Origin of the sequence: Haloechinothrix alba (assembly GCF_900188115.1) — a bacterium.
GTDB classification, from domain to species: domain Bacteria; phylum Actinomycetota; class Actinomycetes; order Mycobacteriales; family Pseudonocardiaceae; genus Haloechinothrix; species Haloechinothrix alba.
The window spans coordinates 15,783-39,003 of sequence record NZ_FZNW01000012.1; the positions used below are offsets into that span (position 1 = coordinate 15,783).

General features: G+C 69.1%; 25 protein-coding genes. 16 read left to right on the forward strand and 9 right to left on the reverse strand.

Annotated features, from left to right (window positions below):
* Position 1 precedes the first annotated feature (1 nt).
* On the reverse strand, positions 2-277 hold the full coding sequence (locus tag CHB84_RS12760) for a MoaD/ThiS family protein (RefSeq protein WP_089301816.1): 276 nt from the start codon (positions 275-277) through the stop codon (positions 2-4).
* A gap of 5 nt (positions 278-282) precedes the next feature.
* The gene (locus tag CHB84_RS12765) at positions 283-1,365 is read right to left on the reverse strand and encodes a WD40/YVTN/BNR-like repeat-containing protein (protein ID WP_089301817.1); all 1,083 of its coding nucleotides are present in this window, start codon (positions 1,363-1,365) and stop codon (positions 283-285) included.
* Positions 1,366-1,534: 169 nt separating this feature from the next.
* Between CHB84_RS12765 and CHB84_RS12770 the strand changes: the two genes are divergently transcribed.
* Positions 1,535-2,449 (forward strand): SDR family oxidoreductase, encoded by a 915-nt coding sequence (locus tag CHB84_RS12770; protein WP_089301818.1) that lies wholly within the window; start codon positions 1,535-1,537, stop codon positions 2,447-2,449.
* A 52-nt stretch (positions 2,450-2,501) separates the two neighbouring features.
* Here the strand turns inward: CHB84_RS12770 and CHB84_RS12775 are convergent, their stop codons facing one another.
* The 3 genes from CHB84_RS12775 to CHB84_RS12785 form a co-directional block, all read right to left on the reverse strand.
* The gene (locus CHB84_RS12775; RefSeq protein ID WP_089301957.1) at positions 2,502-3,425 is read right to left on the reverse strand and encodes a DMT family transporter; all 924 of its coding nucleotides are present in this window, start codon (positions 3,423-3,425) and stop codon (positions 2,502-2,504) included.
* Positions 3,426-3,562: 137 nt separating this feature from the next.
* A complete protein-coding gene (gene radA / locus CHB84_RS12780) occupies positions 3,563-4,945 on the reverse strand; it encodes a DNA repair protein RadA (protein ID WP_089301819.1) in 1,383 nt (460 codons plus the stop codon).
* A gap of 64 nt (positions 4,946-5,009) precedes the next feature.
* Positions 5,010-5,624 carry a copper chaperone PCu(A)C gene (locus CHB84_RS12785; protein ID WP_089301820.1) on the reverse strand — a complete coding sequence of 205 codons (615 nt, stop codon included), beginning with the start codon at positions 5,622-5,624 and terminating at the stop codon, positions 5,010-5,012.
* Positions 5,625-5,959: 335 nt separating this feature from the next.
* Between CHB84_RS12785 and CHB84_RS12790 the strand changes: the two genes are divergently transcribed.
* The 12 genes from CHB84_RS12790 to CHB84_RS12840 all read left to right on the forward strand — a co-directional run bounded on the left by CHB84_RS12790 (position 5,960) and on the right by CHB84_RS12840 (position 16,952).
* Complete coding sequence (locus CHB84_RS12790) at positions 5,960-6,451, forward strand: CarD family transcriptional regulator (protein WP_089301821.1); 492 nt, start codon at positions 5,960-5,962, stop codon at positions 6,449-6,451.
* A gap of 50 nt (positions 6,452-6,501) precedes the next feature.
* Complete coding sequence (gene ispD, locus CHB84_RS12795) at positions 6,502-7,200, forward strand: 2-C-methyl-D-erythritol 4-phosphate cytidylyltransferase (protein ID WP_089301822.1); 699 nt, start codon at positions 6,502-6,504, stop codon at positions 7,198-7,200.
* Entirely contained in the window at positions 7,197-7,670 is a 474-nt protein-coding gene (ispF, locus tag CHB84_RS12800; protein WP_089301823.1) for a 2-C-methyl-D-erythritol 2,4-cyclodiphosphate synthase, read from the forward strand. The genes ispD and ispF overlap by 4 nt, the downstream gene beginning before the upstream one ends.
* Before the next feature lie 104 nt (positions 7,671-7,774).
* A complete protein-coding gene (gene cysS / locus CHB84_RS12805; protein ID WP_089301824.1) occupies positions 7,775-9,178 on the forward strand; it encodes a cysteine--tRNA ligase in 1,404 nt (467 codons plus the stop codon).
* Positions 9,178-10,134: a 23S rRNA (guanosine(2251)-2'-O)-methyltransferase RlmB gene (gene rlmB / locus CHB84_RS12810; RefSeq protein WP_089301825.1), complete on the forward strand. Its 957-nt coding sequence runs from the start codon at positions 9,178-9,180 to the stop codon at positions 10,132-10,134. The genes cysS and rlmB overlap by 1 nt, the downstream gene beginning before the upstream one ends.
* A gap of 135 nt (positions 10,135-10,269) precedes the next feature.
* Positions 10,270-11,703 carry an MBOAT family O-acyltransferase gene (locus tag CHB84_RS12815; RefSeq protein WP_089301826.1) on the forward strand — a complete coding sequence of 478 codons (1,434 nt, stop codon included), beginning with the start codon at positions 10,270-10,272 and terminating at the stop codon, positions 11,701-11,703.
* Positions 11,704-11,824: 121 nt separating this feature from the next.
* Complete coding sequence (locus tag CHB84_RS23800) at positions 11,825-11,950, forward strand: hypothetical protein (protein ID WP_281251751.1); 126 nt, start codon at positions 11,825-11,827, stop codon at positions 11,948-11,950.
* Positions 11,951-12,337: 387 nt separating this feature from the next.
* Positions 12,338-12,979 carry a dihydrofolate reductase family protein gene (locus CHB84_RS12820; protein WP_089301827.1) on the forward strand — a complete coding sequence of 214 codons (642 nt, stop codon included), beginning with the start codon at positions 12,338-12,340 and terminating at the stop codon, positions 12,977-12,979.
* A 163-nt stretch (positions 12,980-13,142) separates the two neighbouring features.
* Complete coding sequence (locus tag CHB84_RS12825) at positions 13,143-13,328, forward strand: hypothetical protein (RefSeq protein WP_089301828.1); 186 nt, start codon at positions 13,143-13,145, stop codon at positions 13,326-13,328.
* Positions 13,329-13,470: 142 nt separating this feature from the next.
* Positions 13,471-13,950: a VOC family protein gene (locus tag CHB84_RS12830; protein WP_089301829.1), complete on the forward strand. Its 480-nt coding sequence runs from the start codon at positions 13,471-13,473 to the stop codon at positions 13,948-13,950.
* Positions 13,951-14,390: 440 nt separating this feature from the next.
* On the forward strand, positions 14,391-15,623 hold the full coding sequence (locus CHB84_RS12835) for a DUF445 domain-containing protein (RefSeq protein WP_089301830.1): 1,233 nt from the start codon (positions 14,391-14,393) through the stop codon (positions 15,621-15,623).
* Between the two features lie 99 nt (positions 15,624-15,722).
* Positions 15,723-16,952, forward strand: a complete 1,230-nt coding sequence (locus tag CHB84_RS12840) for a DUF445 domain-containing protein (protein ID WP_089301831.1) — start codon at positions 15,723-15,725, stop codon at positions 16,950-16,952.
* Here the strand turns inward: CHB84_RS12840 and CHB84_RS12845 are convergent.
* The 4 genes from CHB84_RS12845 to CHB84_RS12860 form a co-directional block, all read right to left on the reverse strand.
* Positions 16,915-17,835, reverse strand: a complete 921-nt coding sequence (locus tag CHB84_RS12845; RefSeq protein ID WP_089301832.1) for a metal ABC transporter permease — start codon at positions 17,833-17,835, stop codon at positions 16,915-16,917. The genes CHB84_RS12840 and CHB84_RS12845 overlap by 38 nt on opposite strands.
* Positions 17,835-18,650, reverse strand: a complete 816-nt coding sequence (locus CHB84_RS12850; protein ID WP_089301833.1) for a metal ABC transporter ATP-binding protein — start codon at positions 18,648-18,650, stop codon at positions 17,835-17,837. The genes CHB84_RS12845 and CHB84_RS12850 overlap by 1 nt, the downstream gene beginning before the upstream one ends.
* Positions 18,647-19,654, reverse strand: a complete 1,008-nt coding sequence (locus CHB84_RS12855) for a metal ABC transporter solute-binding protein, Zn/Mn family (protein WP_245818716.1) — start codon at positions 19,652-19,654, stop codon at positions 18,647-18,649. The genes CHB84_RS12850 and CHB84_RS12855 overlap by 4 nt, the downstream gene beginning before the upstream one ends.
* Before the next feature lie 252 nt (positions 19,655-19,906).
* Complete coding sequence (locus CHB84_RS12860) at positions 19,907-20,866, reverse strand: helix-turn-helix transcriptional regulator (protein ID WP_089301835.1); 960 nt, start codon at positions 20,864-20,866, stop codon at positions 19,907-19,909.
* Between the two features lie 62 nt (positions 20,867-20,928).
* Between CHB84_RS12860 and CHB84_RS12865 the strand changes: the two genes are divergently transcribed.
* The 3 genes from CHB84_RS12865 to CHB84_RS12875 all read left to right on the forward strand — a co-directional run bounded on the left by CHB84_RS12865 (position 20,929) and on the right by CHB84_RS12875 (position 23,154).
* On the forward strand, positions 20,929-21,498 hold the full coding sequence (locus CHB84_RS12865; RefSeq protein ID WP_089301836.1) for a DinB family protein: 570 nt from the start codon (positions 20,929-20,931) through the stop codon (positions 21,496-21,498).
* Positions 21,495-21,920 carry a VOC family protein gene (locus CHB84_RS12870; RefSeq protein ID WP_089301837.1) on the forward strand — a complete coding sequence of 142 codons (426 nt, stop codon included), beginning with the start codon at positions 21,495-21,497 and terminating at the stop codon, positions 21,918-21,920. The genes CHB84_RS12865 and CHB84_RS12870 overlap by 4 nt, the downstream gene beginning before the upstream one ends.
* A gap of 118 nt (positions 21,921-22,038) precedes the next feature.
* The gene (locus tag CHB84_RS12875) at positions 22,039-23,154 is read left to right on the forward strand and encodes a LacI family DNA-binding transcriptional regulator (RefSeq protein WP_089301838.1); all 1,116 of its coding nucleotides are present in this window, start codon (positions 22,039-22,041) and stop codon (positions 23,152-23,154) included.
* The last annotated feature ends 67 nt before the right edge of the window (positions 23,155-23,221 follow it).

The following is a 23,221-nucleotide window of genomic DNA, read 5'->3' on the forward strand; positions in this document are numbered from 1 at the left end:
ATCAGCCCCCTGCGACCGAGGGAATCACCATGACCTCGGTGGAGCGGCCGACGGGTGCACGCACGCCGCCGATCCTCCGGCACTCCTCTCCGTCCACATAGAAATTCACATACCGGCGAAGCACGCCGCTCTCGTCGCGCAGCCTGCGCTCCAGCGTGGGGTGGCGCGTAGCGATATCGTCGAGCAACTCGCCGAGGGTCTCTCCGGAGGCCGTGACCTCCGCCGCGCCGTCGGCGAGCTCGCGCAGCATCGACGGCAGATGCACGGTGACCGCCATACCAGTCACCCCACGACGGCGGCGCGGACACACAGCACGTCCGGCAGGTGGTGGGTCAGCAGCCGCCAGCTGTCGCCCTCGTCCGCACTGGCGTACACCTCGCCATGGCGAGATCCGAAGTAGACACCCGCCGGGTCGGCATCATCGGTACACAGCGCGTCACGCAACACCGCGGAGTAGTAGCCCTCATTCGGCAGCCCGTCACCCGGTCCGGTCCACGTGTCCCCGGAGTCCTCCGAGCGGTACACACCGCAACGCCCGTCTTCCGGCGACCGCGTCCGCGCGGAGATGGGGAAGCTGTAGACCACGCCCGGCCTGTGCGGGTGCGTTGCGACGGGGAAGCCGAAGTCGCCCGGCAGGCTGTCACTGATCGGCTCCCAGCTCGCACCGCCGTTCACGCTGCGGTACAGGTCGCCGTGGTTCTGCAGGAACAGCCGGTCCGGCTCACCGGGATCCATCGCTACTTTGTGCACGCACTGGCCGAACTCCGGGTACTCGTCCGGCTGGAAGTCGGCACGGATCCCTGAGTTGGTCGGCGTCCAGGACCCGCCGCCGTCGCTCGTCTGGTACACCCCGCCGGTCGACATCCCCACCAGCACCCGGTTCGCGTCCTGCGGGTGCGGGATGACGGTGTGCAGCGCCTTGCCGCCACCACCAGGGAACCACTCGGTGCGGTGCGGGTGCTCCCACAACCCGCGCACCAGCGAGAAGCTGCGGCCGCCGTCGGTGGAACGGAACAGCGCACTCGGCTCGACTCCCGCGTAGACGACCTCCGGCTCGCTGTCCGGTCCGGGGACCAGCTGCCATACCCCTTCCAGCGCCTCCCCGGTGTCGGCGGGGAACGCCACAGGAGCGTCGTCCGGCTCGCTCCACGTCCTCCCCAGGTCGTCGCTGATGACCATGGACGGACCGAAATGACTGGTGAGTGCACCCGCCAGCAACCGCGGAGTACCTCGCCGGGTATCGATAGCCACCGCCTTGACGTCGGCGAGCGGCAGCAGCGGGCCGGTCACGTCCCACTCCCTGCGATCGCGGCTGCGCGCCAGCCAGAGCCCCTTGCGCGTTCCTATCGCCAGCAAAACATCCATCGCCTACCTCCCGCAGCGTCCTGACACCCTGCCCGTACCTCCTCGAGCAGCGGTAACCGGAGCCTACGCCGGGGAGCCGACAGAGTTCGGGCCCGCGCACGAATCCGGGGATGTCGAATGCACACGCGGCACCAGTCGTTTGTCGGTGCTGTACGACAGGGTTGCGGGCATGGACGAACTGAGGGGCAAGGTGGCGCTGGTCGCGGGAGCGTCGCGGGCGGCGGGCCGGGCGATCGCGGTGGAGTTGGGCAGGCAGGGCGCGACGGTCTATGCCACGGGCCGCACGACCGGCGAACGGCGCTCGGAGATGAACCGGCCGGAGACGATCGAGGAGACCGCGGCGCTGGTCACCGCAGCGGGCGGTGCGGGGGTCGCTGTGCGGGTGGACCACCTGGTTCCGGAGGAGGTGGCCGCACTGGTGGCGCGGATCGACCGCGAGCAGGGCCGGTTGGATGTGCTGGTGAACGACATCTGGGGTGGGGACCCCTACCTGGAGTTCGGGCAGAAGCTGTGGGAACACTCTCTCGAGGGCGGGTTGCGGATGCTACGGCTCGGGATCGACACCCACGCCATCACCAGCCACGCCGCGTTGCCGCTGCTGATCCGCCGCGCGGGCGGGCTGGTGATCGAGGTGACTGACGGAACCGCCGAGTTCAACGCCAACTACCGGGCCGATGCGGGGTTCTTCTACGACCTGGTGAAGGTGTCGGTGCAGCGGATGGCGCTGGCGCAGTCCGAAGAGCTGCGCCCCTACGGCGGCACCGCGGTCGCGCTGACCCCGGGATGGCTGCGCTCCGAGGCCATGCTGGAACACTTCGGCGTGACCGAGGCGAACTGGCGCGACGCGACCGACAAGCAACCCCACTTCGTGATCTCGGAGTCCCCCGTCTACGTCGGCCGCGCGGCGGCAGCCCTCGCGGCAGACCCTGACGTGTCGCGCTGGACCGGTCAGACCCTGTCGTCCGGCCAGCTGGCCAAGGTCTACAACCTCACCGACACCGACGGCAGCCGCCCGGACGCCTGGCGCTACATGGAGGAAGTCCAGAGCAAGGACGAACCGGCCGACGCGACCGGCTACCGCTGATGGACCGCCCGTTCCACGATACGGCGCATCGCGCGCCTGGTGGCCCGATCCACTACCTGCCCGGGCCGCCGGGCACCACAGGAGCCGCAGCAGCATCGGGCGACGCCGGCGGCCGGGTCCTGCCGCGTGATCGCGACATGGCGACCCCGGCGAGACACAGCACGCCGCCTGCGAGCGTCAGCCAACCGGGCACCTCGCCGAGCACCGCCCACGACATCAGCACCACCAGCGCCGGCACCGCGTATGTCGTCGCACCCATCCTGCCCGCCGTGGTGCGGGCGAGCGCGTACGCCCACGTGGTGAACGCCAGCGCCGTCGGGAACACGCCGAGATAGAGCATGTTCAGCGTCGCCGAGGCGGGCGCCTCGGCGACGCGCGCGAACAGCTGGCCGGAGAACGGCAGGCAGGCCACCGCCCCGAACATGCAGCCGAAGGTCGTGACCTGAAGCGCGGACGCGTGCCGCAGGGCCGGTTTCTGGGAGACGACACCCGCGCCGTAGGTCAGCGCCGCGAGCAGGCACAGCAGTACCCCGAACACCGACGCACGGCCCTCGTTCGACATGGACACCCCGACCACGATCGCGCCTGCGAAGGAAACCGCCATCCCCGCGAGCAGCCGGGCCGGGAACCCCTCGTTGAGCAGCAGCCCGCCGAGCACCGCGATCACGATCGGGCCGATGTTGACGACCATCGCGGCCGTTCCCGCGTCGACGTGCTGCTCACCCCAGTTCAGCGCGACCATGTACACGCCGAACCACAGCACGCCCGCGGCCGCGATCCCCGGCCACGCCGCGCGGGGCGGCAGGCCCTCCCGGCGCACGAGCAGTATCAGGCCGAGCACGGCCGAGCCCGCGAGGAGCCTGCCGAGGGCGAGCGCCCCCGGATCGTAGTGCTCGCCCGCGCTGCGAATGGCGACGAACGCCGACGCCCACAGCGTCACCGTCACGCCTGCTGCCAGCAATGCCCGCTTGTCCATGGAGTTGGTCGACACGATCAACGATCATTGCCGGGCAGCGAACCCCGCGGCAAGCGGTTTTCGGACTTCGCGATGCCTGGCACACCGCGCCAGTACCGCACCGGTGCCCTGTGCCGGTACGGCCCAGGTCGTCGCCGTCACACGACGCTCAGGTCGGGGCGCCCCACGTACTCCAGCGCGTCGGCGAGCTCGGCGACCTCGACCGCCCGGATACCCTCCGGGGCGGGTTCGCTACCGGCGGGAACCAGCGCCCGCGTGTAGCCCATCCGCGCGGCCTCGGCGAGCCGCCTGCCGACGCCACGAACGGGCCGCACCTCGCCCGCGAGTCCCACCTCGCCGATCGCGACGAGCCCGCGCGGTACGGGCCGGTCGCTGTGGGCCGACATCATCGCCAGCGCGATCGCCAGGTCGGCTGCGGGTTCGACCACCGTCATACCACCGACGGTGGCCGCGTAGACGTCCTTGCCGCCAACGGCCTTGCGTGCGCGCCCCTCGAGCACCGCGAGCACCATCGACACCCGTGCCGAGTCCAGGCCGCTGACCGCCCGCCTCGGATGCGTCAACGCCGACTGGGTCATCAGCGCCTGCACCTCGGCGAGCAGCGGGCGCTTGCCCTCGATCGTCACCGTGATCGCCGTACCGGGTACCGGCTGCTCCCTCGGGTTGAGGAACAGCCCGGAGGGGTCGCTGATACCGACGATGCCCTCGTCCCGCAGCTCGAAGCAGCCGACCTCGTCCGCGGCACCGAAACGGTTCTTCACGCCGCGCACCATCCGCAGGGTGGAGTGGCGCTCACCCTCGAAGTGCAGCACCACGTCGACGACGTGCTCCAGCACGCGCGGCCCCGCCACGGAGCCTTCCTTGGTCACGTGCCCCACAAGCACGACGGGCAGCCCGCGCTCCTTGGCCAGCGCGACCAGGCCTGCCGTAACGTCCTTCACCTGAGCGACCCCGCCCGGCGTGCCATCCACTTTGGGCGAGCTCATGGTCTGCACCGAGTCGACGATCAGCAGGCCGGGATCGATCGCGTCCACATGGCCGAGCAGGGCGGAGAAATCGCTCTCCGCGGCCAGGTACATCGACTCGTGCAGGTTCCCGGTCCGTTCGGCCCGCAACCGGACCTGGCCCGCCGACTCCTCTCCGGTGATGTACAGCGACGGCCGGGTCGAGCCCGCCGCGCCCGCCACCCACCGGTATGCGACCTCCAGCAGCAGGGTCGACTTGCCGACACCCGGCTCGCCGGCGAGCAGCATCACGGCACCGGGTACCAAGCCGCCGCCGAGCACGCGATCCAGCTCCGCGACACCGGTCGACCGGGCTCGGGCCGCGTCCAGATCGACCTCGCCGATCGGTCTCGCCGGGGAGGACGGCGCACCCGCAGCGACCTTGGCGGTAGCCGCTACCGGCGCGGCCTGCTCGGTGATCGTTCCCCACGCCTGGCATTCCGGGCAGCGTCCCACCCACTTGGCCACCTCGTAGCCGCACTCCGTACAGCGGTGTTGCGCGCCCTTTCTCGCCACAGCCGCCCACCGTATCCGATGGAACCGACTGTTTCCGGGCCAGTCCCGGAGGTGAGCGAGCCTGCTAGTGGCCTCCGCCACCCTCCTCGTCGTCGGCAACCTCCACGACCCGGTCGTGCGGGGAGGGCGCGATCGGTGCGAGCACCTCGATGGTTCCGGCCTCGCGGAACGTCAACGTCAGGGTCACGCTCTGTGCGGGGCGCACGGGGTGCTCCAGGTCGTTCAGCACGACCGCGGCCTGTTGGCGGAGCAGGCCACTCTCACCGGCGACGAGGACGGAATCCTCCCCTTCCTCGAGCTGGCCGGGCTCGACGATGAACAGCTCGCCACTATTCAGCACCGTGGGATCGCCCTCGATGGTGACGTCGCTCGCCACATCGGTGCTGACCGAGACCAGCTCGTCGGGCTCGTCGCTGCGGTTGGCGATGTGCATGTTCACCGGAGCATCGGACCCACCAGCGTAGTGATGCTGGTCTTCGCCCTCGGGAAACGCCAGCGTGGCGTTGCTGACCACGATGGAGTCCGTGCGTGCTCCACCGCCGTCGACCGCGGGCAGCTGGGAGTCGGTCTGCGTGATCTGCCCGGCACCACAACCGGCGAGGAGTAGCGCGGAACCGCAGGCAAGCCCGGCACGCACGGCGAGACGCGAACCGAACAAGCGATTGTTGTGCTGGCCCACTGCTCCGGAGTCCTTCCTCGTATCAAGCTGTCCGTCGCCACCGACCGCGCCTGCCGCGCGTCGCGGGCTCCCACGGCGGGTGCGAACGTCAACGAGCTGACGCGTTCACCCGAAAGCCTAGCTTGACCGAAGCGGCGACCGACTCCCACCCCGGGTCGGCACGCCCCGGCGACCCCCGCGACGACGCGCTACCTGCGCGAGCACAACAAAAGCCGAGTTGTCAACCCCTTCGACGGTCACACAAGGGCGCTGACCTGCGAGGACAAAGGCCAGGGCCCTATGGGGGCCACCGCACACCGTGCTAGGATAGGCATAGCGAAAGGGGCAGAGGACACATGGTTTTCAAAGTCGGAGAGACTGTCGTCTACCCGCACCACGGTGCCGCGCTGATCGAAGCCATCGAGACTCGCGTGATCAAGGGCGAGGAGAAGCAGTACCTCGTCCTCAAGGTCGCTCAAGGCGACTTGACCGTGCGCGTTCCCGCGGATAACGCCGAGATCGTCGGTGTCCGTGACGTGGTCAACGATGATGATCTGAACCACGTCTTCGATGTTCTGCGCGCGCCGCACACCGAGGAACCAACGAACTGGTCCCGACGGTACAAGGCCAACCTGGAGAAGCTCGCCTCGGGCGATGTGAACAAGGTGGCCGAAGTGGTGCGTGACCTCTGGCGGCGTGAGAAGGATCGAGGCCTTTCCGCCGGTGAGAAGCGGATGCTGGCCAAAGCACGGCAAGTCCTGGTGAGCGAGCTGGCTCTCGCCGAGGGAACCGACGAGGGCAAGGCCGAGAAGCTGCTCGACGAGGTGCTCGACACCGCACTGGCGTAACAGGCGGTGCATCCGAGCGAGCTCCGGCCCGGCGTGGTACGCAGGCGTCGATGAGGATCGTCGCGATCGTACCCGCGGCGGGGCGGGGTACTCGGCTGGGCGCGGCCACGTCGAAGGCGCTGGTGCCGGTCAAGGGCGTGCCGCTGTTGACGCGCGCCGTCCGGGGCCTGCTTGAGGCGCGTCGCGTGCAGGCTGTTGTCGTGGCGGCGCCACCCCGGGAAGTCGAGCCGTTCACCGCGGCCGTGCGAGCCTTCGGTGAGTCCTGCCGCGTGGTGGCAGGCGGGGCGGACCGGACGTCGTCGGTGCGGCTCGCACTGGACAGCATCGAACCCGGCTCCTGTGACGGCGTGCTCGTCCACGACGCGGCACGCGCCTTCACTCCCACCACAGTGGTCGCCAACGTCGCCGCCGCGCTCGAGGACGGGGCCGAGGCCGCCGTGCCCGCCGTGCCCGTCACGGACACCGTGAAGATCGTCGACTCACACGATGTGATTACCGACACGCCGGATCGCAGCGCGCTGCGCGCGGTACAGACCCCACAGGGGTTCGCGGAGGGCGTGCTGCGGCGCGCCCACACCGCACAGGCCGCGTCCATCGCTCCCGAGGCCACGGACGACGCCGGACTCGTCGAACGCCTCGGCATCGCTGTCCGGACCGTCCCGGGAGACGTGCGCGCCATGAAGATCACCACCCCGTTCGATCTCGCCGTCGCCGAGGCGGTGCTGGCCGACCAGGACGTCACGTCATGATTCCCCGCGTCGGGCAGGGCGTCGACGTGCATCCCGTCGAACCGGGCCGTCCCTGTTGGATCGCGGGGCTGCTGTGGCAGGACGCCGACGGCTGCTCCGGCCACTCCGACGGCGACGTGGCCGCGCACGCGCTGTGCGACGCCGTGCTGTCCGCGGCAGGGCTCGGCGATCTGGGGGCCGTCTTCGGCACCGGCGAGGCCCGCTGGGCCGGATCGAGCGGCACGGACCTGCTCGCCGAGGTCGCCGCCAGGGTCGTCGACGCGGGCTGGACCGTAGGAAACGCCACCGTGCAGGTCATCGGCAACGCACCCAAGATCGGCACTCGCCGCGCCGAGGCGCAGCAGGTGCTGTCCCGGTCACTGGGCGGGCCGGTGAGCGTGTCGGGTACGACCTCCGACGGGCTGGGCCTGACGGGGCGGGGCGAGGGTCTCGCCGCCATCGCCACCGCGCTGCTGTTCTCCCCCGGCTGACCTACACGCGCGCCGCCGGGCTACCCGGCCGACCAGCGAGGCGGCCACGCTGGCCCGCCACACCGCCACGCGCACGCTCGAAGCTCTCCCGTACCCTTTACCACGTGGCTCTTCACCTCTACGACACCGCGACCAGGCAACTTCGCGAGTTCCGGCCCGTGCGCAACGGGACCGCGTCGATGTACCTGTGTGGCGCCACGGTGCAAGATACGCCACATATCGGCCACGTCAGGGGCGCGTTGAACTACGACGTGCTGCGCAGGTGGCTGATCCATAACGGACTCGACGTGTTCTTCGTCCGCAACACGACCGACATAGACGACAAGATCATCACTAAGGCCGAGGCAGCGGGGCGCCCCTGGTGGGAATGGGCGGCCAAGCACGAACGCGCGTTCGAGAGCGCGTTCGACACCCTCGGCTGCCTACCCACGTCGGCCGTGCCACGCGCCACCGGGCACATCACGCAGATGATCGAGCTGATCACCAGGCTCATCGACGGCGGGCACGCCTACGCCTCCGGCGGCGACGTCTACTTCGCCGTGGACACCTTCGGCGACTACGGCAGGCTCTCCGGGCAGCAGCCCGAGGAGGTCCAGCAAGGCGAGTCGGCCGCGGGCGGCAAGCGTGACCACCGCGACTTCACGCTGTGGAAGAGCGCGAAACCGGGCGAACCGGCCTGGCCGACCCCGTGGGGGCCGGGCAGGCCCGGCTGGCACCTGGAATGCTCCGCGATGGCGACGACCTACCTCGGCAACGAGTTCGACATCCACGGCGGCGGGATCGACCTGATCTTCCCGCACCACGAGAACGAGCGCGCCCAGTCGCACGCGGCCGGTGACCCGTTCGCGCAGTACTGGCTGCACAACGCCTGGGTGACTCTCTCCGGTGAGAAGATGTCGAAGTCGCTCGGCAACGTGCTGGCGATCCCCGCGCTGCTGGAGAAGGCACGGCCTGCCGAGCTGCGGTACTACCTCGTACAGCCGCACTACCGCTCCACCATCGAGTACTCCGATGCCGCGTTGTCCGAAGCCGCCCAGGGCTACCGCAGGGTCGAGCAGTTCCTGCGCCGCGCGCGGGACCGGGTCGGCCGGATCGAGGCCGGCGCCGTGCCCGCGGAGTTCGCGGCAGCCCTCGACGACGACCTCGCCACCCCGCAGGCGTTCGCGGTGCTGCACAACACCGTGCGCGAGGGCAACGCCGCGCTGGACTCCGGCGTCAGCGAGCAGGTCGCCACGCACGCCGCCGCGGTGCGTGCGATGACGGGGGTGCTCGGAATCGACCCGCTGTCGCAGTTCGGCGAGAACGACGCCGCCGGCGACGCCTCGTCGAGGAGCGCGCTGGCCACCCTGGTGGAACGCCTGCTCGCCGACCGTGAGGAGGCACGCAGGCGGCGTGACTTCTCCCGCGCCGACGAGCTCCGCGATGTGCTGACCGACGCGGGAGTGTCGGTGGAGGACACCGCATACGGTCCGACGTGGACACTGAAAGACTCGAGCAAGGACATCTGATGGCAGGCAACTCACGGCGTCGCGGAGCGGTCCGCAAACCAGGCACGAAGAAGGGGCAGGTGGTCGGTTCCGGCGGGCAGAAGCCCAAGCGGCTGCAGGGTAAGGGACCGACCCCGAAGGCCGATATGCGGCCGGGTCATCCGGCTCAGCGGCGCGCAGAGGCCAAGGATCGCGCCGAGAAGTCGAAGGCCAAGAAGCCGGAAGGCCCCGACATCATCGCCGGGCGCAACCCCGTTGTGGAGGCGCTGCGTGCCGGTGTGCCGGGCAACGCGCTGTACGTGGCGTCCGGAGCTGATCCCGATGACCGGCTCACCACTGCCCTGCGGATGGCCGCCGACGCCGACATCGCCGTCCTCGAGGTCTCGCGCGGTGAGCTCGACCAGAAGACCGGCGGAGCGGTCCACCAGGGCATCGGCCTGGCCGTCCCGCCCTATGACTACGCCACACCGGAGGAGCTGCTGCGCGGCGCCAACGAGTCCGGGGACGCACCGCTGCTGGTGGCACTGGACGGGGTCACGGACCCGCGCAACCTGGGCGCGGTGATCCGGTCCAGTGCGGCGTTCGGGGCGCACGGGGTGCTGCTTCCCGGCCGCCGTAGCGCCGGGGTCACGGCCGTTACCTGGCGGACCAGCGCGGGAACCGCGGCGAGCACCCCCGTGGGTGTGGCGACGAACCTGACGCGACAGCTGCGCTCCTGGGCCTCCGAGGGCCTGATGATCGTCGGGTTGGACGCGGACGGCACCGTGGACACCGACGCGCTCGAGGTCGCCACCGAGCCGGTGGTGGTCGTGGTCGGCTCCGAGGGCAAGGGGTTGTCCCGGCTGGTCCGCGAGAACTGCGACGTGACCGTCTCCATCCCGATGGCCCCGGGTGTGGAGTCGCTCAACGCCTCCGTCGCCACCGGCGTCCTCCTCGCCGAGGTGGCGCGCCGCCGCCGAGCCGCCGGCCGCACCTGACGTTGTGCTGAATGACGCTTTCACTCCGCATAATGGACTGAAAGCGTCATTCAGCACACGGGACCGGCACCGCGCGGAGGGGGAAACGGGGCTCCGCTAGGGTCTACGTGCTGAGGCGCGTACAGGGGGCCAGGCATGTCGTTCGCATCACCACTGTTCCTGTGGTACTTCGTGCCCGCCGTGCTCGTCGCCGTCCTGGTCTGCCCCCGGAGCTGGCGCAACGCGGTCATCACCGCCGGCAGCCTGGTCTTCTACGCGGCAGGCGCTGGCTCGACAACATTGCTGCTGCTGTTCGCCCTTGTGGTCAACTTCCTGATCGGGCCGCTACTGGAACCGGACAGGTGGGACAGCAACCCGGCACGTCGCCGGTGGCTGCTGATCGGGGTACTCACGTTCAACGTCGCCATCCTGGGGATCTGGAAGTACGCAGGCTTCGCCACCGAGACCCTGGCGGGTTTCGCGCGACTGTTCGGTGCGGACTTTCCCGTCCTGCACATCGCGCTGCCGATCGCGATCTCCTTTTACACGTTCCACCACATCTCGTACGCCGTGGACGTCTACAGGGGAGAACGCCGCGCCGCGCGCAACCTCATCACCTTCGCCACGTACATCACGATGTTCCCGCAGCTGATCGCCGGACCGATCGTGCGCTACAGGGAGATCGCAGAGCAGCTGCCGCAACAGCGCCAGCACCGGCTCGATGACATCGCGGCGGGTTTCCCCCGCTTCGCACTGGGGCTGTGCAAGAAGGTCATCGTGGCCGACTCGCTGGCACCGGTTGCCGACGCCGCGTTCGCCACCCCCGGTGACGAGATGACCTTCGCCCTCGCCTGGGTCGGCGCGCTCGCCTACACCCTGCAGCTCTACTTCGACTTCTCCGGCTACTCCGACATGGCCATCGGGCTGGGCAGGATGTTCGGTTTCCGGCTGCCGGAGAACTTCGCGCGCCCCTACTCCTCGGTGACCGTGACGGAGTTCTGGCGGCGCTGGCACATGTCGCTCTCCCGGTGGTTCCGCGACTACGTCTACATCCCGCTCGGCGGTAACCGCGCCGGTGCCGTGCGCACCTACCGCAACCTGTGGATCGTGTTCATCCTGACCGGCCTGTGGCACGGCGCCGCATGGACGTTCGTCGTCTGGGGCGCCTATCACGGCGCGCTGCTGGTCACCGAGCGCAGACTCGGCCGCGACACCGCGCCGGCCGGCGCGGGCGCGCGAGCGGCCCGGCGGGCACTGACCATGGTGCTGGTCATCGTCGGGTGGGTCTTCTTCCGCGCGGAGGACCTGAGCACCGCACTCGTGATGCTCGGCCACATGCTCACCCCCGACCTGGCCGGGCTCAACGAGGCGGTCAGCACCGCGCTGACCAACCAGCGCCTGGTCATCCTGCTTGCCGCGATGATGAGCATGCTCCTGCCCGGCCACCCGGTGACGGGCCCCCTGATCGAGGCGTCGCGGTCGCGCCCCGCCGCAGTGCTGCGGACCAGCGTGATGACCGTCGGCCTGGGCTACGCAGCGGTACTCATCGCTGCCGGCACGTTCACGCCGTTCCTGTACTACCAGTTCTGACAGCCAGGTCGTGAACACCTGCCGATACTCGCCTAGCTGGCGCGCTGACCTGCGAGTGTCCGTTCTCGCCGGGTGGGTCCGTTGACCGTCATTGACCGGGGCTTGTTGTTGGAGGGTTGCTGTGGTTGCTCTGGCTGACGAGCCGAAGGTCGACGGTTCGACACCGCCCCTGGCCACCCTCGTCGTACCCGCTCTGGCGCAGGTCAGGGCGGGTTTCGCGGTCGGTTGCGATCACGGCGATGGCTGAGAGTGTCCGCTGTTGACCGCCAATTGCCGACGTTGGTTGCCCGTGGGTTGCCCGGCGCTCGAAGATCGATCTGGGTGAGGATTCCCTTGCGGACGTCTTCGCGAGTCGGTAACAGAAGTACCGATGAGTTCTAGTCACAGGGGCGGTCTACCTTGAAAGACTTGAGTAGTAGGAGGTGACCGTGCTGACTGAGCAGCAGCAGAGCGTCCAGACATATACGGATGGCTTCGCAACCGGAGACGGTGCTCAGATCGTCTCGTGCGTCAACGATGACCTCGTGTGGGAGTTCAATGGACCGAAGACCTCTGTCCTCTACCAAAGTCAGGGCGCCCAGCCAAGTGGGCTTCCGCCCATCCCAACAATTTCGAGTCGTTCAGGGGGTAGATCATGACGCAGCGGGTCCGAGTGCAGTGCTTCACCGTCACCAGTAACGGGATTGGCGCTGGAGAGGATCAGGACCACGAGCGCCCGTTCGGGCATGTGGACCCCAAGGATCTGATGGCCTGGCGTTTCGCGACCGGTACCTGGATGAACCATAGCGACGCCGGCACACGTGGGATCGATGATTACATCGAGCGCGACTATGCGCGCGGCATCGGAGCCGAGATCATGGGCCGGAACAAGTTCGGCCCCATCCGTGGCGAATGGCCAGATCACGAGTGGCAGGGCTGGTGGGGCGACGAGCCACCGTTTCATACGCCGGTGTTCGTTCTCACCCACTACCCGCGGCCGTCATTCACCCTTGCCGATACGACATTCCATTTCCTGCAAGCAAGCCCGCACGACGCACTGGAACAGGCGAAAACGGCCGCAGGCGACAACGACGTGCGCATTGGCGGCGGAGTAACGACCGTCCGCGCGTTCCTCGATGCCGGCCTCGTCGACGAGATGCACGTGGCTGTCGCCCCATACGAGGTCAGCCGTGGGCTGCAATTGTGGACTCACCCGGATGAGCTGACCGACCGATTCCACCTCGAACGCGTGCCGAGTTCGAGCGGAATCGTCCACCACTTCTTCTGGCGCCGATGAGCAGGTCGTAAGGTTTATCGGTAGTTGCCACACTTTCCCGTGCCCTTCGCCCTTGCCGATCCGTAGCGCCGTGTCGCCCGGCGCACGGGTGGCGGTTCGAGCACACACGAACCAGTGCACATGCCGCGCTCGGACGAGTACGGTCGAGACTCGGAGGTGCCGCATGTTCCCGGGTAACGGGCATATTTTCCGAACGTCGAACGAGCGCAACGCGCGTACGTTCCTGGCTGAGCGGGAGATGTTCGGCCCGAAGGCATCTCAGCGCCTGCCGGGCTCGCCTGCGGGCCGGGTCGCCTTCGTCGTTCTCGTGCTGCTAGCGGCTGTTGTGCTGGTTCTCGCGTTGGCCTGACGTCGGCGTCGTTCCCGCCCCTGCACAGCGCCGTCCGTCGCGTGGAGTCGCCTCGCCTCCCGGATGCCGCCGACCACCGATGAGTTCTCGCCTCCCGATCGGTCTGTACCGGTGACGTCGTTCGCGTACAGAGGAGGTAACGATGAGCACCAGGGGCTTCACGACGTGCCTGTGGTTCGACGACCAGGCCGAGGAGGCAGCCAACTTCTACACCTCGATCTTCCCCGACTCGAAGATCGGACGGGTCGCCCGCTACACCGAGGCCGGTCCCGGACCCGCGGGCTCGGTCGTGACCGTCGAGTTCGAGCTCAACGGCCAGAAGTTCGTCGGGCTCAACGGCGGTCCGCACTTCACCTTCAACGAGGCGATCTCGTTCCAGATCCGCTGCGACGACCAGGACGAGCTGGACTACTACTGGAACGCGCTCACCGAGGGTGGCACCGAGGTCCAGTGTGGCTGGCTGAAGGACAAGTACGGGGTGTCCTGGCAGGTCATCCCTGCCGTGCTCGAGGACATGGTCAGCGACCCCGACCCCGAGAAGGCCAAGCGCGCCACCGAGGCGATGCTCGGGATGACCAAGCTCGACATCGCGGCGCTGCAGAAGGCCTACGCGGGAAACTGAGCGCCCGGCCACGTCCCGCTCACGCGGTGGCGCGGTGGCGCGGTGGCTGGGCGAGCGCCGCGCGTCCTGGCGAGGCGCGCGAGCCACCGCGTCCGCACCTGTCTCGTCGGCTACCCGGGGCCGGTCAGGCGCAGCTACCGCAACAGCCGCAGCCCGGACCCGAGCACTTGCCACAACATCCACATCCACCCATGTGATCCTCCGTCACCGTACGTATACGGGCAACTGCCATATGCATACGAAACTACCTGTTGCCGGTAGCGCGCCCACACCGCTGGACGGGGGATCGGCGAGTACATACGGAGTCGCCGCGCGCCGCGTCCGCGGGCCGGACACGGTGACGAGCTTCCCGCCCGGCCGGTGCCGCCGCCGCGGTACTACGATCGCCGCATAGTCGGGCGGGACCTCGGGCTCGTGAGGATGCGACGAAGGAGCGCCAGGTGGACACCGATGCCATCCTCGCCGACCTCGCCGAGCACTGGCCGGTCTACGCCGCCATCCCGTTCATCGCCGCGCTGATCGGCTACGTCACCAAGCGCGTGGCGATCGAGATGATGTTCCGCCCGTTGAGGTTCGTCGGCATCAGACCCTTCCTGGGCTGGCAAGGGGTGCTGCCTGCCAACGCCGAGCGGATGGCTGCCATCGCCACCGAGACCCTCACCAAGGACCTGGTCGACCCGAAGGAGATCTTCGCTCGCCTCGATCCCGAACAGGTCGCCAAAGAGGTCGAGGGGCCGCTGCTCGAGGCGGTCGACGACGTCACGAGAGAGGTGATGGAGCAGTACCAGCCGCACGTGTGGGAGGCGTTGCCACCGAATGCCCGGCGGATGCTGCTGGCCAGGGTGCGCGCGCAGGCCCCCCGGTCGATCACCACGATCATGCGCCAGGTCGCGGACAACATCGAAGACGTCTTCGACCTCAAGCACATGGTGGTGACCAACCTGGCACGGGACAAGGCACTGCTGAACTCGTTGATCAGGGACATCTCGCGGACCGAGATGCGGTTCATCGCCAGGTCCGGCATCTACTTCGGTTTCGCGCTCGGCATCGTCCAGCTGTTCGTGTGGGCATCGACGAAGGAACCGCTCGTCATGCCTGCTGCCGGGTTCGTCATCGGCTGGGTCACCGACTGGCTCGCGCTGAAGATGATCTTCCTGCCGCGCGAGCCCAGGACGTTCCTCGGCGTCTACCGGTGGCAGGGCGTGTTCCAGAAGCGCCGCCACCAGGTCGCCGCCGACTACGGGGACATGATCGCCTCGCAGATCATCACCGTGCCCAACATCCTCGAGGCCGTCCTGCGCGGCCCGAAGTCGGACCGGCTCTTCGACATGATCCAGCGTGAGGTGCAACGCGCCATCGACGGCCAGGCGGGCGCCGTCAAACCGTTCGTGGCGTTCACCGTCGGCACGCGGCGTTTCCAGGACATGAAACGGGCCGCCGCTGCGAAGGCCATGGACCGGCTGCCGGAGACAGTGCACCACGCGGAGGAGTACGCCGTCGGAGCGTTGGACGTGCGTAACACCATCGTCGAACGGATGCGCGGGCTCGGCCCGCTGCAGTTCGAGGCCTTGCTCCGCCCGGCGTTTCGCCAGGACGAGTGGAAACTGATCATGGTCGGCGCCGTGATCGGCGGGTTCGTCGGCGAGCTGCAAGTGCTGCTGATGCTGCACTGACGCCCATGCGCGGGGTGGCATGCCGGTTCCGCCTGCGGGCCGGATACTGTCCTTCCTGCCAGTAGCACGGCGACACGGGGCGACAAGGGAGGCAGCGAGGTGCATGTCGACGCCGTCGTCACCGACCTCGCCGAGCACTGGCCGGTCTACGCCGCCATCCCGTTCATCGCCGCGCTGATCGGCTACGTCACCAACCGGGTGGCCGTCGAGATGATGTTCCGTCCCCTCGAGTTCACCGGCATCCGGCCGTTCCTCGGCTGGCAAGGGGTTGTGCCGCGGCACAGGGCACGCATCGCGGCGATCGCCGCCAACCTGCTGACCCGGAAGCTGATCGACCCCGGCGAGGTCATGGCCGCCGTCGACCCGCACCGGCTCACCAGGGAGATCGAGCAACCGCTGCTGCACGCGATCGATCACATCTGCCGCGACGTACTCGCCGAGACCCAGCCACAGGTGTGGGAGTCACTGCCGCAGGTGGCACAGGACCTGGTGGTCAAACAGGTACAGGCCGCCGCGCCCGCGATGGTCGCCGACCTCCTCGCGCAGCTCCGCGACAACGCGGGCGACGTGCTCGACCTCCAGCACATCGCCGTGGAGCGCCTCAGCCGTGAGCCCGGGGTGCTGGTGCGCATCCTGCGGGACATCTGCGCTCCGGAACTGGGCTACATCGCGCGTTCCGGCCTCTACTTCGGGTTCCTTTTCGGACTCGTCCAGTCCGTCGCCGTTGCGGTGACCAAGGAGCCGCTGATCATGCCGGCCATCGGATTCGCGATCGGGTCCGCAACCAACTGGCTTGCCATGACCATGGTGTTCCGCCCGAGCACGCCGGTCCGATTCGGACCCATACGCCTGCACGGACACTTCCATCGCAGGCAGGACCGGGTCGCGGCGGACTACGCCGGGGTGATCGCCCGCGAGGTGCTCACGACCGGCACGCTCATGCACGCCCTGCTGCGCGGGCCGCAGTCCGACCGGGTCTTCGTCATGCTGCACCGGGTCGCGGCCACGGCCGTCGCCGAGCACGCCGGCCAGGCACGTCCGGTGGCCACGCTTGCGATCGGTGAGCAACGCGCGCAGCGGATCGCCTACGCGGCCGCCACCGAGGCCATGGCGCGATTCGAGGACACGGCACGGCACGCGGAACGCTACCTCAGCGAGGCCGCCGACATCGCGGGGCTGGTCGAACGGCGCACCCGCCTGCTCGGCCCGCGAGACTACGAGGCGTTGCTCCGCCCGGCGTTTCGCCAGCACGAGTGGAAACTGATCGTCGCGGGCGGGGTCATCGGCGGGCTCATCGGTCAGCTGCAGGCGCTGCTGCTCCTGCCGTAGCGACTCCCTCCGGAGCGTCCGCCTCCTTCCGCTTGCGCACCCTGGCGCGCAGGTGTTCCACCAGCCTGCAGGACAGGTAGATGGCGAACGAGATCGCCGTGACGAACGCGCTGATCGGCACCCCGGGAGCAAGCGAAAGCACGATGCCCCCGAGCACCGCGAGCTCGGCGAAAGCGATCGCGAGCACGATGGCACGCGTGGGGCTGGACGTCACCCGGCAGGCCGCTGCCGCCGGTGTCACCAGCAAGGCCAGCACAAGCAGCATCCCGACCGTCTGCACCCCCAGCGCCGTCGCGATTCCGACGAGCACCGCGAACAGCGGAGTCAGCAACGACACCGGTACCCCGCGCGCCGCTGCCACGACCGGGTCCGCGCTCGCGAACAGCAGCGGCCGGTACAGCAGCGCGAGCACCCCGAGGACGGCCACCGTGCTCACCGCGTACACGGCGAGGTTGGTGCGGTCGATCGAGATGACCTGGCCGATGAACAGGCCCAGCTGCGTATGCGCGCGACCGGGGTACAGCCACAGCAGCAGCACGCCGACCCCGAGCCCGAACGCCAGGACGACGCCGATCACCGAGTCGCGCTCCGCGGACCTGCCGCCGAGAATGCCGAGCAGCAGCGCGGCGAGGACCGCCCCGGCGATCGCGCCATACTCGACGGCTATGCCGTCGAACACCATCCCCAGCAGCAGCGCGGCCGCTGCGCCGGTGAAGGCCAGCTCCGCCGTGCCGTGCACGGCGAACGCCATCCTGCGCATGACGATCAGCGGACCGAGCGCACCTGCCACCAGACCGAGCAGCGCGGATGCGAGCAGCGCGTGCCGCACGAAGTCCAGCCCGAGCAGGCGAAGGGTCAGCTCGATATCGAACAGGTTCTCCATCACAGCACCTGTTCCTCGACATGATGCGGCTCGTCCTCGCACAGCGCGACGTGCGCTCCGGCCACGTGGATCTGACCTGCCAACCGGACGACCTCGATCTTCGTTCCGTACAGACCGGACAGTGTCGCGGAGTTCATCACCTCGTCCGGCGTGCCGAGCCGGAAGTCGCCGTCGTGCAGGTAGAGCACCCGGTCGACATACGGCAGTACCGGGTTGATCTCGTGCGTGACGAACACAACCGCCGTGCCTGCGCTGCGCCTGCGGCGCTCGATGAGCTCACCGACCACGCCCTGGTGCGTCACGTCGAGGGAGAGCAGCGGCTCGTCGCACAGCAGCACGCTCGGCTCTCCCACGAGTGCCTGGGCCACGCGCAGGCGCTGCCGCTCCCCTCCGGAGAGGCGCGTGATCGGCTGCTCGGCGAAGGAGGTCGCGCCGACGGCCCGCACGGCCTCGGCCACCCGCCGTTCCCGCTCCCGCTTGCCGCGCAGTCCCAGACCCCACCGGTGGCCGTCGAGTCCGAGTCCCACGAGGTCGACCCCCCGGACGGCGGGCGCCTCCTCGGTCGTGCCCTGTTGGGGGACGTACCCGATCGCCGGGCCCCGCCTGCGATGCTGCAGGGCGGGGAACCGGACCGACCCCGCGGACAGGCTCAACTGCCCGAGCAGGACCTTGAGCAGGCTGCTCTTCCCCGACCCGTTGGGGCCGAGCACCGCAAGGAACTCGCCCGCACCGATGTCGAGGTCGAGGCCCGACCACAGGGACCGTTTCCCGAACGCCAGGCCCGCGTCCCGCATCTCAACCGCTGCTGCCGTCATTCCTCCACCGCTGTCGCCAGCGTGTCCAGCTGGTTCGATATCCATTCAGCGTAGTCCGAAACGCCGTCGGGCAACGTCTCGGTCATGTCAACGACCGGGATGCCCGCGCTCTCCGCCTCCGTCACGAGCTGGCGGGTGACGGGCGACTCGGTCTGCGGGTTGTTGATCACGACGTCGATGTCGCCGCTCTCCAGTGCCGTGAGCACCTCGTCTTGCACAGCGGCAGGCACGTCGGACTGCGTCTCGATGGCGTCTGTGAACTCGGTCGGGGTGATGTCCTCGGCTCCGGCCAGGTCCAGAAGGTACTCGGCGACCGGTTCGGTGGCCAGTACTGTCAGGTCGGGGTGTGCCTCGCCCAGCTCCGCCGCCTGCCCGGCGAGCTCGTCGAGCTCGGCACCGAACGCGGCTGCGTTCTCGGCGAACTCCTCCCGGTTCGCGGGCCGCAGCTCTCCCAGCTCATCGGCAACGGTCTCGGCAACGGTCCGGACGGTCTCGAGGTCGTAGAACACGTGCTCGTTCACGCGCAGGTCGTGGTGGTGCCCACCCTCGTCGTCGCCGTGCTCGTCCTCGTGCTCCTGGCCGTCCTCCCCGTGCTCACCGTCGTCCTCGTGCTCACCGTCGTCCTCGTGACCGTCCTCGTGCTCCTCGCCGTCCTCCTCGTCCGGGGCATGGCCGGACACCTCGAGGGCGTCCACCGCCACCACGCCGTCCTCCTGCTCGACGAACTGCTCGGCGAAGTGGTCGTATCCCCCACCGTTGTAGAGGAGGAGCCTGGACTCGGCGATGATCAGCCCGTCCTCCGGCGTGCTCTCGTAGGAGTGCAGGTCGAGCGCGGGATCGGTGATGATCGACGTGACCTCGACATGCTCACCCCCCACGGCGTCGAGCACGCTGCCCCACACGTCGGTGGACGCCGCGACCGGCACCGCGTCCCCGCCGGACTCCGCACCGGTCTCATCCGAGCCGCACGCCGCGACGGCGAGCGCGACCACGCTCACCGTCACGCCCGTGGCCCGTAAACGGCCTACGCGTTCACTCCTGGTCACCACTGCATACTCCATCGGTCCGGGTGCGCGCCGGTACCGCCCCGCCGGCCCGGCTACGCGCATTAATGGAAACGGTTGTCAATTCAGCGTACCTCATTCGGATGATGATGCCGAGGTGGCGCGACAGCCTGTGAGAGCGATCGCAATACTTGCCAGGTCACCGGCGCGGACCGGTCGCCACGGACGGCCGCCGAGGATCGCGCGGCGCCGTCACCCCCGGGCACCGGCGCCTGCACGGGCCAGCCGCTCGGCGAGAGCCGAAACGCGGGCGCGCAGCTCGGCGGGCTCGTGGATATCGAAATCCACGCCGAGTACGGCGATGTGCATGGCGGCGACGTCGAGCGAGTCCGCTCCCGCGACCAGCTCGCAGGTCTCGGTGTCGATGGCGGTCAGCACCGCGGCCTCGGCCGGAACGTGTTCAGCCAGCGTCGGGGCCGGGCCGTACAGCCGGACGCGCACGCGGTACCGGTACGGGCGGATCGAGATCGACTCGTGGACGTAGGCCTCCGCGTCCGGAGCCTCCACCGCGCTGAACCGCCGGCCCGTGGCCCGCGGCTCGGCTACGCGGTCCACCCGGAACGTACGCCAGTCCTGTCTGTCCACATCCCAGGCGAGCAGATACCACCTACGGCCGGCGAGGACCAGGCGGTACGGCTCGACGTGCCGGGAGGTGTCGACCCCGGCGCCGTCGCGGTAATGGAAACGCAGTGCCTCGGACCGGTGGCACGCCCCCGCGATCAGCGCGATGGTGGCGGTGTCGACGGTCGCACCGTGCGAGGTCACCGCCGAGGTCGTGGTGGCCACGGCGCTGACCCGGCTCCTGAGCCTGCCGGGAAGCAGCTGTTCCAGCTTGCCGAGCGCGCGCACCGACGAGTCGCGGTCGCCCGAGCCCGCTACGCCGGGCGCCGAGGCGAGGGCTACCGCCACGGCTACGGCCTCCTCCTCGTCCAGCAGGAGTGGCGGCATCCGGGCCCCCGGACCGAGCCGGTACCCGCCGTGCTCCCCGGAACGCCCCGTCACCGGGTAGCCGAGATCCCGCAGGCGGTTCATGTCCCGCCGCACCGTGCGGGGAGTGATACCGAGCTCGGCTGCCAGGTCGGCGCCCGACCACTCCTGCCTCGTCTGCAGGAGCGACAGCAACTGGAGCAACCGGGCAGCCGTGGTCTGCACGACACCATTCTGGCACCGATCGAGGACCGTAGCTGTCCGCAATCGCGTCTACCGTCCTCACCATGGACACCGACACGACATACCAGCTGCATCGCCAGCTCGACTGGCACTGGAAGGAACACCTGCGGCCGCGGCTGGACGGGCTCACCGACGAGGAGTACTTCTGGGAGCCGGTCCCTGGCTGCTGGAACGTACGGCCACGAGGCACGAGCCAGGCTCCGATCACAGGGGGAAGCGGCGAGTACACCATCGACTTCGCGTTCCCGGAGCCCGACCCACCACCCGTGACCACGATCGCCTGGCGGCTCGGCCACGTGATCGTGGGAGTGTTCGGGGTCCGGGCCGCATCGCACTTCGGTGGCCCGGCCGTGGACTACCAGAGCTTTACCTACGCGGGCAGCGCGCGGGAGGCGCTGCGTCAGCTCGACGAGGCGTACGCCGCATGGCAGGAGGGCGTACGCGGGCTCGACGGGGCCGCGCTCGCGGCACCCGTCGGCGAGGCCGAGGGCGAGTGGGCCGCGCGGCCGATGCTGGAGCTCGTACTGCACATCAACCGGGAGGCCATCCATCACGGAGCGGAGATCCTGCTGCTCCGGGACCTCTTCCGGCACCGACGAGGAGACATCGCATGAGCATGCAGATCACGTTCGACGCCAACGACCCGAGGGCTCTCGGTGCGTTCTGGGCCGAGATTCTCGGCTACAAGGAGCAACCGCCCCCGGAGGGCTTCGACAGCTGGGACACGTTCCTCGACTCCGTCGGCCTGCCCGCCGACGAGCGGGACAGGGCCTACGCCATCACCGATCCCGAAGGCCGCGGCCCTCGCGTGTTCCTGCAGAAGGTGCCCGAGCCGAAGAGCGCCAAGAACCGGGTGCACCTTGACGTCAACGTCTCGAACCATGCGGACCCGCTCGACGACCGCAAGGCCGCGGTCGCCACGGCTGTCGAGCGGGCGAGAGCGCTCGGGGCGACCAGGCTCCGTGAGGTCGACGAGGTCATCGGCTACTGCGTGGTCATGGCCGACCCCGAAGGCAACGAGTTCTGCCTCCAGTAGGAGGGAGCCGGCAGGCGGGACACACGTCCCCCGTCTGCCGGCTTGTGCATAACCCTATGGGAACGAATCACGTGGGTCTGGCTTCTGGAACTGCTTCTGAACCGTTACGGTTCCAGACATGAGCCGACCGATACGCACCAGACGGCAAGCGACACTGGCGTCGCTCGCCGCCGAGCTCGGCGTGTCACGCACCACCGTCTCCAACGCGTACAACCGGCCTGACCAGCTCTCCCCCGAACTACGCCGCCGGGTGCTGGAAACCGCGCGCCAGCTGGGTTACCCGGGGCCGGACCCGGTCGCTCGCTCCCTCCGCACCCGCAAGGCAGGTGCCGTCGGATTGCTGCTCACCGAGAACCTCTCCTACGCCTTCCGGGACCCCGTGGCGCTCGGGGTTCTCGAAGGTATCGCGCTGGCTTGTGAGGACTCCGGTACCGGACTGCAGCTGCTCCCGGCGGGCCCCGGCAACGAGGACGTCTCCACGGTGCACAAGGCCGGTGTGGACGGGTTCATCGTGTACTCCGTCCCGGACGACGACCCCCACCTCTCCGGCGTCCTGCAACGTCCCGTACCCACCGTGATCATCGACCAGCCGCTGATCGACGGCGTCGACCGCGTGGGTCCGGACGACGCCGCGGCCATGACAGCGATGGCCAACCACGTCGTCGAGCTCGGGCACCGCTCGATCGGCATACTGTGCATGCGGCTGTCACAGGACCGCAACGACGGGCCCGCGTCGATGCTGCGGCAGCACCAGGCGCACTACCACACCCAGCGCACCCGCCTCGACGCGCTGGCCACCACGTTCGGCAATGTGGGTGTCGAGTGGTCCACGGTCCCTGTCATCGAACGCTTCGACCACACGGTCGCGGACGGCGCGACCGCGGCGGCCGAGCTCCTCGACGCCAACCCCGAAGTCACCGCCCTGATCTGCACCTCGGACATTCTCGCGCTCGGGGCGCTCGAGGAAGCCCATCGCAGGGGGCTCCGCGTCCCGGCTGACCTCACCATCACCGGGTTCGACGGGATCGCCGACGCGCAACGGGCCGGGCTGACCACGGTGCACCAGCCCGTCCAGGACAAGGGGCACGCGGCGGGCAGCCTGCTGCTCAACCCCATCCGCAAGACCAGCACGGTGCCGGGCTCGACCCAGGTCATCACGCTGGACACCGAGCTGAAGATCGGCACGACGTCGGCGCAGCCGCGCACGACCGAGCAGCACTGGTTCGGCCCCTGACCGGACAGCACGGCACCGTCGCACGGCGTGTTCACGAGTCGGGTTATGCGCCGGTGAACATGACTTA

Excerpts from the sequence above, each read along its gene's own strand:
- ispD (WP_089301822.1), top strand. The coding sequence starts at position 6,502 with ATGAGGATCGTCGCGATCGTACCCGCGGCGGGGCGGGGTACTCGGCTG.
- CHB84_RS12825 (WP_089301828.1), top strand. The coding sequence starts at position 13,143 with ATGTTCCCGGGTAACGGGCATATTTTCCGAACGTCGAACGAGCGCAAC.
- CHB84_RS12845 (WP_089301832.1), bottom strand. The coding sequence starts at position 17,835 with ATGGAGAACCTGTTCGATATCGAGCTGACCCTTCGCCTGCTCGGGCTG.
- CHB84_RS12770 (WP_089301818.1), top strand. The coding sequence starts at position 1,535 with ATGGACGAACTGAGGGGCAAGGTGGCGCTGGTCGCGGGAGCGTCGCGG.
- CHB84_RS12870 (WP_089301837.1), top strand. The coding sequence starts at position 21,495 with ATGAGCATGCAGATCACGTTCGACGCCAACGACCCGAGGGCTCTCGGT.
- CHB84_RS12850 (WP_089301833.1), bottom strand. The coding sequence starts at position 18,650 with ATGACGGCAGCAGCGGTTGAGATGCGGGACGCGGGCCTGGCGTTCGGG.
- ispF (WP_089301823.1), top strand. The coding sequence starts at position 7,197 with ATGATTCCCCGCGTCGGGCAGGGCGTCGACGTGCATCCCGTCGAACCG.
- CHB84_RS12830 (WP_089301829.1), top strand. The coding sequence starts at position 13,471 with ATGAGCACCAGGGGCTTCACGACGTGCCTGTGGTTCGACGACCAGGCC.
- CHB84_RS12875 (WP_089301838.1), top strand. The coding sequence starts at position 22,039 with ATGAGCCGACCGATACGCACCAGACGGCAAGCGACACTGGCGTCGCTC.
- CHB84_RS12790 (WP_089301821.1), top strand. The coding sequence starts at position 5,960 with ATGGTTTTCAAAGTCGGAGAGACTGTCGTCTACCCGCACCACGGTGCC.
- CHB84_RS12815 (WP_089301826.1), top strand. The coding sequence starts at position 10,270 with ATGTCGTTCGCATCACCACTGTTCCTGTGGTACTTCGTGCCCGCCGTG.
- CHB84_RS12775 (WP_089301957.1), bottom strand. The coding sequence starts at position 3,425 with ATGGACAAGCGGGCATTGCTGGCAGCAGGCGTGACGGTGACGCTGTGG.
- CHB84_RS12820 (WP_089301827.1), top strand. The coding sequence starts at position 12,338 with ATGACGCAGCGGGTCCGAGTGCAGTGCTTCACCGTCACCAGTAACGGG.
- rlmB (WP_089301825.1), top strand. The coding sequence starts at position 9,178 with ATGGCAGGCAACTCACGGCGTCGCGGAGCGGTCCGCAAACCAGGCACG.
- CHB84_RS12765 (WP_089301817.1), bottom strand. The coding sequence starts at position 1,365 with ATGGATGTTTTGCTGGCGATAGGAACGCGCAAGGGGCTCTGGCTGGCG.
- CHB84_RS12760 (WP_089301816.1), bottom strand. The coding sequence starts at position 277 with ATGGCGGTCACCGTGCATCTGCCGTCGATGCTGCGCGAGCTCGCCGAC.
- CHB84_RS12865 (WP_089301836.1), top strand. The coding sequence starts at position 20,929 with ATGGACACCGACACGACATACCAGCTGCATCGCCAGCTCGACTGGCAC.